The organism is Streptomyces sp. NPDC004031, from assembly GCF_053604375.1.
This window is the reverse complement of the sequence record NZ_JBSGHL010000113.1, coordinates 1-8,240: the sequence shown is the minus strand read 5'-3', so window position 1 is coordinate 8,240 and position 8,240 is coordinate 1. Positions and strand designations below refer to the sequence as shown.

The 8,240-nt window shown below is 74.2% G+C and carries 8 protein-coding genes; 3 read left to right on the top strand and 5 right to left on the bottom strand.

What is annotated here, in order from left to right:
* Window positions 1-32: 32 nt before the first annotated feature.
* From ACWERV_RS36130 to ACWERV_RS36110, 5 genes are all read right to left on the bottom strand, one after another.
* Window positions 33-1,025, bottom strand: coding sequence for an NAD-dependent epimerase/dehydratase family protein (locus tag ACWERV_RS36130; protein WP_452941074.1), 993 nt, complete (start codon window positions 1,023-1,025; stop codon window positions 33-35).
* Window positions 1,026-1,061: 36 nt separating this feature from the next.
* Window positions 1,062-2,018 carry an ATP-binding cassette domain-containing protein gene (locus tag ACWERV_RS36125; protein WP_452941073.1) on the bottom strand — a complete coding sequence of 319 codons (957 nt, stop codon included), beginning with the start codon at window positions 2,016-2,018 and terminating at the stop codon, window positions 1,062-1,064.
* A gap of 66 nt (window positions 2,019-2,084) precedes the next feature.
* A complete protein-coding gene (locus ACWERV_RS36120) occupies window positions 2,085-2,849 on the bottom strand; it encodes an ABC transporter permease (RefSeq protein WP_452941071.1) in 765 nt (254 codons plus the stop codon).
* Complete coding sequence (locus ACWERV_RS36115) at window positions 2,846-4,039, bottom strand: glycosyltransferase (RefSeq protein WP_452941069.1); 1,194 nt, start codon at window positions 4,037-4,039, stop codon at window positions 2,846-2,848. The genes ACWERV_RS36120 and ACWERV_RS36115 overlap by 4 nt, the downstream gene beginning before the upstream one ends.
* The gene (locus tag ACWERV_RS36110; RefSeq protein ID WP_452941067.1) at window positions 4,039-5,295 is read right to left on the bottom strand and encodes a methyltransferase domain-containing protein; all 1,257 of its coding nucleotides are present in this window, start codon (window positions 5,293-5,295) and stop codon (window positions 4,039-4,041) included. The genes ACWERV_RS36115 and ACWERV_RS36110 overlap by 1 nt, the downstream gene beginning before the upstream one ends.
* A gap of 722 nt (window positions 5,296-6,017) precedes the next feature.
* Here ACWERV_RS36110 and ACWERV_RS36105 point away from each other — a divergent pair.
* From ACWERV_RS36105 to ACWERV_RS36095, 3 genes are all read left to right on the top strand, one after another.
* The gene (locus tag ACWERV_RS36105) at window positions 6,018-7,514 is read left to right on the top strand and encodes a class I adenylate-forming enzyme family protein (protein WP_452941065.1); all 1,497 of its coding nucleotides are present in this window, start codon (window positions 6,018-6,020) and stop codon (window positions 7,512-7,514) included.
* An 86-nt stretch (window positions 7,515-7,600) separates the two neighbouring features.
* On the top strand, window positions 7,601-7,882 hold the full coding sequence (locus ACWERV_RS36100; RefSeq protein ID WP_398192522.1) for an acyl carrier protein: 282 nt from the start codon (window positions 7,601-7,603) through the stop codon (window positions 7,880-7,882).
* An 8-nt stretch (window positions 7,883-7,890) separates the two neighbouring features.
* The coding region (locus tag ACWERV_RS36095) for a hypothetical protein (protein ID WP_452941063.1) at window positions 7,891-8,240 on the top strand (350 nt) is incomplete at its 3' end.

Below are 8,240 nucleotides of genomic sequence, written 5' to 3'. Positions count from 1 at the left end.
CCCCGGTGCGGCCCCCCGGGGGGCCCCGGGCTTCAGGCCCGGGGCCCCGCCTGCTGTCCGGCGAGCGGGCGGGCGAACCACTCGACGGTGATCGCCAGACCCTTGTCGACGTCCACCACCGGCTGCCAGCCCAGCGCCGCGCGGGCCAGCGCGATGTCGGGCCGGCGCAGTCCCGGGTCGTCCACCGGGCGCGGCACGAAGCCGACCGGCGAGTCGGAACCGCACAGGTCGCGGATGCGGCGGGCCAGTTCCAGGATGGTCAGCTCCACCGGGTTGCCCAGGTTGACCGGCCCGGGGTGCCCGGACGCCGCGGCGGCGAGCAGCCCCGCCACGGTGTCGTCGACGTAGCACAGCGAGCGGGTCTGCGAGCCGTCCCCGGCGACGGTCAGCGGCTCCCCGGCGAGCGCCTGGGTCACGAAGGCGGGCACCGCCCGGCCGTCCCCGCGCCGCATCCGCGGGCCGTAGGTGTTGAACAGCCGCACGATGACGGTGTCCACACCGAGCGTGGTGCGGTAGGCGGTGGTGAGGGCCTCGGCGTAGCGCTTGGCCTCGTCGTACTGGCTGCGCGGGCCGACCGGGTTGACGTTGCCCCAGTAGCTCTCCGACTGCGGGTGGACGAGCGGGTCGCCGTAGACCTCGGAGGTGGAGGCGAGCAGGAAGCGGGCGCCCTTGCGGTGGGCGAGGTCCAGGGCGTTGGCGGTGCCGTGGGAGCCGGCCCGCAGCGTCTCCAGGGGGTGCCGGGCGTAGTCCAGCGGGGAGGCCGGGGAGGCCAGGTGCGCCACCAGGTCGACCGGCCCCGCCACGTCGAAGGGCTCGCAGACGTCGCGGACCTCCAGTGTGAAGCCCGGGTCGCCGGTGCGGGCGTGGAGGTTGTCGGTGCTGCCGGTGAGCAGGTTGTCGACGCACACGACCTCGGCGCCCTCGGCCCGCAGCCGGTCGCACAGGTGCGAGCCGACGAACCCGGCCCCGCCGGTGACCACCGCCCGCCGTACGGTACGGCTCCGGTCGGCTGCCCGCTGCTCCATCGGCTTCTCCCCCGTCGTCGCGGTGTGCTCCATGGGTCAGGACTCCCGCAGCGAGCGGCCGGTCCTGGCCAGGAACACGTCGTCGAGCGTCGGGCGGTGCAGCTCGATCGTCGCCAGCTCCACCCCGACGTCGGCGAGGGCGCGCATGATGCGCGGCATGGCCGTCTCGCCCGCGTCCACCGCGAGCCGCAGGTCGCCGGCGTCGCGCACCTCGGCGGAGCGCACGCACTCCAGGCCGGCCAGCACCTCGGCGGCCTTCGCCGGGTGGTCGGCGACCTCCAGGGTGACGACCTCGCCCGCGATCTGCCGCTTCAGCTCGGCCGGGGTGCCCTCGGCGACGGTCCGGCCGCCGTCGATGATGGCGATCCGGTCGCACAGCGCGTCGGCCTCGTCCAGGTAGTGCGTGGTGAGGAAGACCGTCATGCCGTCGGCGCGCAGCCGGCGGATCTCGTCCCACATGTGCGCGCGGCTCTGCGGGTCCAGACCCGAGGTCGGCTCGTCCAGGAAGAGCACCTTGGGCCGGTGGACGACGCCGAGCGCGATGTCCACCCGGCGCCGCTGGCCGCCGGAGTAGGTGCGGCAGTTCCGGTCCGCGTAGCCGGTCAGGTCGAAGGCGTCCAGCGCCTCGGCGGCGCGCTCGTGCGCCTCGGCCCGGGAGGAGCCGAACATCCGCGCCTGGAGGACGAGTTCCTCGCGGGCGGTGACGTCGTCCCAGGTGCCGCCGCCCTGGGCGACGTAGCCGATGCTGCGCCGCACCTGGGCCTGCGCGGTGCGCAGGTCGGCGCCCGCGACGACGGCGTCGCCGCCGTCGGGGGGCAGCAGGGTGGCGAGCATCCGCAGGGTGGTGGTCTTGCCCGCGCCGTTCGGGCCGAGGAAGCCGAAGATCTCCCCCGCGGCCACGGTCAGGTCGAGGCCGGTGACCGCCTCCACGGTCGTGGACGAGCGGCGCCGCCCGGTGCGGAAGGATTTCCGCAGGTCCCTGGTCTCAATCATCGAGGCGTCCTTGTCGTGCTCGGGGGTGTGTGCGGTGCGGGGGTACGGCGGGGGCGGGCGGCGCGGTCAGCGCACCGAGCGGGCGAACAGCCGGGCCGACCACGCCAGGGCGACGAGCGCGACCGCGGCCAGCAGCGCGATGCTCTGCCACACCGAGGAGTCCCCGGCGTGCCCGGCGAAGAGCGCGCGCATGCCGACGACCGCGCGGCTGAAGGGGTTCCAGTCCGAGATCCGGCGCAGCCACAGCGGGGCGAGTGCGAGCGGCAGCAGCGTGCCGGACAGCAGCATGAGCGGCTGCGCGATGTTGTTGACCACCTGGCCCAGCGCGTTGGGATTGCTCACCTTGAGCGCGATCCCGTACGACACCGCGGAGCTGGTCAGCGTGATGAGGGCGAGCAGCGCGTACGCCAGCAGCAGGTCGGTGATGTGCACGAACAGGCCCAGCGGCATCGCCAGCACGATGATGACGGCCGCCTGGACGACCAGCACCACGACATCGCGCAGCGCCCGGCCGAGCAGCAGTGCCACCCGGCTCACCGGCGTCACCCGGGCCCGCTCCACGACGCCGGACGCCAGCTCCGCGAGCAGACCGAAGCCGACGTAGAGGCCGCCGCCGAGCGCGAGCGCGACGAGCATGCCGGGGACGTAGATGCGGTAGGCGTCGGTCATCGAGTCGGCGCCCATGGACGCCAGCGCGGGCTTGAGCAGCGGCGCGAACAGCGCCATGTAGATGACCGGCTGGGCCACACCCAGCAGGATGGACAGCGGCGACCGGGACAGCAGCAGCATGTGCCGCTGGAAGACCAGCCAGGTGTCGCGGAGCGTCTTCACGTCGTCGTCATCTCCCTTGCGGCGGAGCGTGGTTCGGGTGGTGCGGCCAGGAGTCCTTCGAGGTGCCGGGCGGCGGCCGCGGCGCCGCCCGCGGCGGCGAAGGAGTCGCGGACCCGTCCGGCGGCGGCGCGGTAGGACGGGTCGTCGAGCACGGCGAGCAGCGCGCCGCGCAGCTCCTCCGGGCGGGCGCTGGGGAATCTGACCCGGCGTCCCGCGCCGACAGCCGCGACCCGGGCGGCGTTGAGCGGCTGGTCGCCCTTGATGGGCGCGACGACCAGCGGCACACCGTGCGCGAGCGCCTCGCAGACGGTGTTGAGCCCGCCGTGGCTGACCACCGCGTCCAGCCGCGGCATCAGCTCCAGCACCGGGGCCCGCGGCCGTACCAGCACATCGGCCCCGGGCGCGCCGGGCACCGTGCCGTCCGGGGCGATCACGATCGCCTGGACGCTCCCGGCGATCGGGCGCAGTGCCTCGACGACCCGGGCGTGGAAGTCCTCGGCGAGGTCCAGCGCCAGGGTGCCGACGGTGACCAGCACATGACGGCGTGCCGGGTCCAGCCACTCCCACGGGAAGGAGGTGTCCGGGGGCCGGGCGGCGAGCGCCGGGCCGACCAGCCGGGCGTTGTCCGGCCAGTCCAGCGGGCCGTTGAGCGCCTCGCCCGTGAAGCCGACCAGCAGGTGCGGGGAGAAGCGCAGGTCGTGCGGCGGGCGGCCGGGCATCCCGGCGGCCGTCCAGATCTCCGCCATCCGCTCGTGGATCCACGCCTCGACGAGCGGCAGCGCCCGGTAGGGCCGGGTCAGCTCCATGGTGGTCGGCGCGAGACTCGCCCAGGGCAGCCCGGCGCGGTGCGCCGCCACGGCGCCGGCCACGGCGTGCTGGTCCACGGCGAGGACGTCCGGCCGGAAGGCGGCGACGGCCCGCTCGATGCCGGGCAGCGTCACCCGGGCGTGCGGGACGATGTAGCCCTCCCAGCGCGACTTCGCCGCGGCCATGCCCCGGTCGGCCTGCCCGCGGTGCGCCCGCAGCGGGATGGGCGCGATCGCGGCGTCCGGCCCGAGCACCGGCCGCAGGAAGGACTCCGACCCGGCCCACAGCACGTCGTGGCCGCGTGCGACCAGCTCCTTCGACACCGCGGCGAGCGGGTGCACATGCCCGCTCAGCGGCAGCGAGACGAAGAGGTAGCGGCCCATCAGCCGCTCTTCGCGGGAACGGTGCCGCGGTCGCCCTCTGCGTCACCGGGTCGGTCGGCGTCGCGGCCGGCGGGCCGGTCGGCGTGGGAATCGCGGTGGGCGGCCACGTAGGCGGCCACATCGCCGACCGTCAGCTCGACGATCGCGTCGATGTCCAGCCCGGCGACGTGCCCGGCGAGATCGACGCGCTCGCCGTAGCGCTCCCGCAGCGCGGCGCTCCAGGCGGCGAGTTCCTGGCTCTCGACGAGCAGGTCGCCGTCCACCCGGCTGGCGGGTGTCACGGCCTCCAGCCACGCGGCGTCCTCGCCGGTGATCCGCCGCAGCAGGTCCGCGACGGGCCGTACGAGCGCGTCCGTGTCCGCCGCCGCGTCCGACGCGGCGGTCGCGGGTTTGACGGCCCGCAGGGCGCCGTAGGTGATGACGCCGGTCTCGAAGCCCTTGGTCATGAGCGGCCCCGCGTGGAAGAAGCCCAGCACGTCCACGCCGCGTTCGCGGGCCAGCCGGCGCATCTCGGTACGGCCCCGGTCGTAGCGGGCGATCTGCGCGAAGGACGGATCCCAGGAGTTGGCGACGGCGTTGCTCCAGTCGACCGTGGCGACCTCCGCGAAACCGGCCGCGCGGGCGAGCCGCTCGTGCTCCTCCAGCGACGAGAAGTGCGGCATGACCTGGTGCTGGAGGATCTGCCGTACGAGGTCGCGCTCGTCGTCGGCCAGTTCGCCGTCGCGCACCGACCAGGTGGCCACCGCGAGGATGCCGCCGGGGCGCAGCAGGCGCAGCGCCTCGGCGAAGAAGGCCGGGCGGTCGGACAGGTGCATCAGGCTCTCCAGCGCCCAGACCACGTCGAAGGACGCGTCCGGGAAGCCGGTGGAGAGCGCGTCCAGCTGATGGAAGCGGGCGCGCCCGGCCAGCCCCGCGGCCTGCGCCTTCTCCCCGGCCCTGGCCGCCTGCCGGGCGCTCAGCGTGACGCCCTCGACGGTGCAGTCCATCGCGCCCGCGAGGTGCAGCGCGGGACCGCCGATGCCGCAGCCGACGTCCAGGACGGTCGAGCGGGGCGGGACACCGGTGAATTCGACCAGTTCACGCACCAGCCGGTCGGTGGCGGCGTGCCGGTCGGCGCCATTGGCGCCGGGTATTTCCCCCGGATCCCAGAAACCGTGGTGGACGTGTTCTCCCCACAGGTCCTCGTAGAGATCGAGCGTGATGTCGTAGTAGCGCTCCACGGCCGTGTTCAGGCCGGCGCCGGTCCCAGGTTCCAATGGCGGCCAATCCTCGGGAAAAAGAGCATGCGGAATCGGGAATGCGGTAAGCGGAATAACGTGGGCAAGCATGCACCGGGCCGACGGCGGCACCGCGGGATACGGCGGCCGGGACACGGGCACGTGAATAAGGAAACCGGGAGCGGTGCACATGTTGCCCCGGAAGTGCGTGCAAGAAGTGCGGAACGCAGGAGAAGCGGAGTTGGTGCAGCGCAGGAGCAGGACGTGGGGGATCGTGCAGGACGGCGGTGCGGTGAGAAGCGCGCAGGAGGGCGCGAAAACGCAGGCCGGGAGGGCGGCCGCGGAAATGGGACCACCGAGCCGTGAGGGCGACTGGGGGATCACCTGCAAGTGGCGGTGCCGTTCTGAGCTGCCAACTTCCAGCCGGATCACGGCAGTTGGCCAATGAGCGGCCATGCTAGCGGCGGGCGTCGCGGATCGTCAATACGAGAAGATTTGTGTCGCGTGTGACGGATCGATACAGCAGGGATTGATGAGGAATTTGTCGCCGCAGACCGGAGCGGGGCTTGACAGCGCGGAATTCTGAGTTGAAAGTTCGGCGTGGGAATTTCGGTCGGCCCGCTATTGATCTGGACCATTCCGATTGCCCCGGCGCGGTCCGGCCCGCACGGGCCGGATTCGCCGGCGGACCGGGAAACCGGGAGCGGCGGACCGCCGGGAAACCACCAGACCGGGAATCATGAAAGGGGTCCGGGTTCTTCATGAAGGCTGCCTCGACGACACCCTGGGAAGGCCGGGACGGGTCCTGGGACGGCTCCTGGGACAGCTCCTGGGTGGACGACGTCCTGCTCGCCGGGCCCGGCGCCGACGTCTGCCTGGTCTTCGACGCGCCCGTCACCCGGGCCGAGCTGCGCCGCCTGGTCCGGGAACGGCAGACCGAACTCGCCGCCGCCGGACTGCGCGCGGGCGGTACCGCGGCGCTGTGCCTGGCGCCCTCGCTCGCGCTCGTCACCGACCTGCTCGCGGGCTGGCGCGGCGGCGCGCAGGTCGCGCTGCTCGACCACCGGCTCACCCCGTACGAGACCGGGCGCGCGCTGGAGCGGCTGGCCGCCCAGGTCGTGGTGACCGCCGAGCCCGTCGGGCCGGGGCCCGCCCGCGGCTACCACGAGCAGCACCCGGTGGTCCGCGCGCGGGCCGGCGGACTGCCCGCCCGCACCCCGCACGCGCTGGTGCAGCTCAGCTCGGGCTCCACCGGACCGGCGAAGATCATCGGCCGGACGGCCGCCGACCTCGTCGCCGAGATCGGCCGCTACGCACGGATCGACGGGGTGCCGCGAGCCGGTGAACGCATCGTCTCGATGGCCTCCATGGTCCACGTCCTCGGCCTCGTCGGCGGCCTGCTGCACAGCCTGGCCGCGGGGGTGCGGCTCGCCTTCCCCGCGCGCGCCTCCGCCGAGGGCATCCTCGCCACCGTCGCCGCCGGGCCCGAACCGACCACGCTGCTCGGCGTGCCCTTCCACATCGAACTGCTCAGCTGGGTCGCGCGGCCGCCGCGGCTGCCGCAGCTCACCGGCATGACGACCGGCGGTGAGCTGGTGCGGGCCCGTGTGCACGAGGCCTTCACCGACCGCTACGGCGTGCGGCTGGGCAGCATGTACGGGATGACCGAGGTCGGCGTCATCGCCACCGACCTGTTCGGCGAGCACCGCCCCGAGGTCACGCCCGCACCGGGCATCTCCGTACGGGAGGCGGGCGGCGAGCTGCTGATCGCCACCGAGCGGTCGCCCTACATCGGCCTCGACGACCCGGACCGCTGGTCGGACGGCTGGCTGCACACCCGCGACGGCGGCAGCGTCGATCCGGCCACCGGGCGGATCCGCGTGCTCGGCCGGCGGGACTCGCAGGTGTCGGTGGGCGGCCTCAAGGTCGATCTCACCGAGGTCGAGCACACCCTGGCCGAACTCCCGGACGTCGCCGACGCGGTCGTGGTCTTCGGCTCCTCCGTCGAGGCCTACACGGTCCTGCGCGCGCCGGACGCGCGCGGCCGCGTCGAGGCCGGGCTCCAGGAGCGGCTGGCCCCGTACAAACGGCCGCGGCTGCTGCACGTCGTCGACGAACTGCCGCGCACCGCCACGGGGAAGCTCGTGCGCGACCTCGCGGTGCTGCGCGCGGCCGCCACCGCGGCCCCGAACCCCACCGCTGCCACCACCGCGTCCGCGTCCGCCGAACCGCCGCCGGACCGGCCGCCCGCCGGGTGACCCGCCGTCCCGGCACCCGTCACCGCCAGCGCCACACCGTCAGCACCGCCGCCGTCACGCAAGCCACCGCAGAGGGAGCCCCCGCGATGTCCACCGAGATGTCCACCGATGAGATCCGCGCGTTCGTGCTCGAAGCGCTGAGCGAGATGAACTACAGCGTCGCCGACGTCGACGACGACACCCCGCTCGGCCCGGCCGGCATCGACCTGGAGTCGCTCGCCCTGGCCGAGCTGGGCATCCGCGCGGAGGAACGGTTCGGCGTCGTCTTCGAGGAGGACGAGGCCGAGCAGCTCGGCACGATGACGCTGGGCGAGTTCGGCGCGGCGCTGGCCGCCCGGATCGCGTCGGCCCCCGCCGCGGGCCAGTGAGCGCGGCCGTGCCGCAGCCCTCGCCGCCGCAGGTGCCACCGCCGTCGCCCGCCGCGCCGGGCCGCGCCGAGATCCTCGCGATCCTCGCGGCCTTCGGCGACCGCCCGCCGGAGGAGGTCCCCGAGACCGTCGACTCGATGGAGCTGGCCTGGCTGGTCCACCAGCTGGAATCCCGCTACGGGGCGACGGTCCCGGACTCGTCCCTGGTCCGCATGACGACGGTCACCACGGTCCTGGACGAACTCGCCGCGCTGACCGGTCCGTCCGACGACCCCGGCACGAAGCCGGACGGCCCGGCGGCCGGCGTCGACGACCCCGCGGCGGCCCCGGACGGCCCGCGGGCCGACGGCCCCGCGGC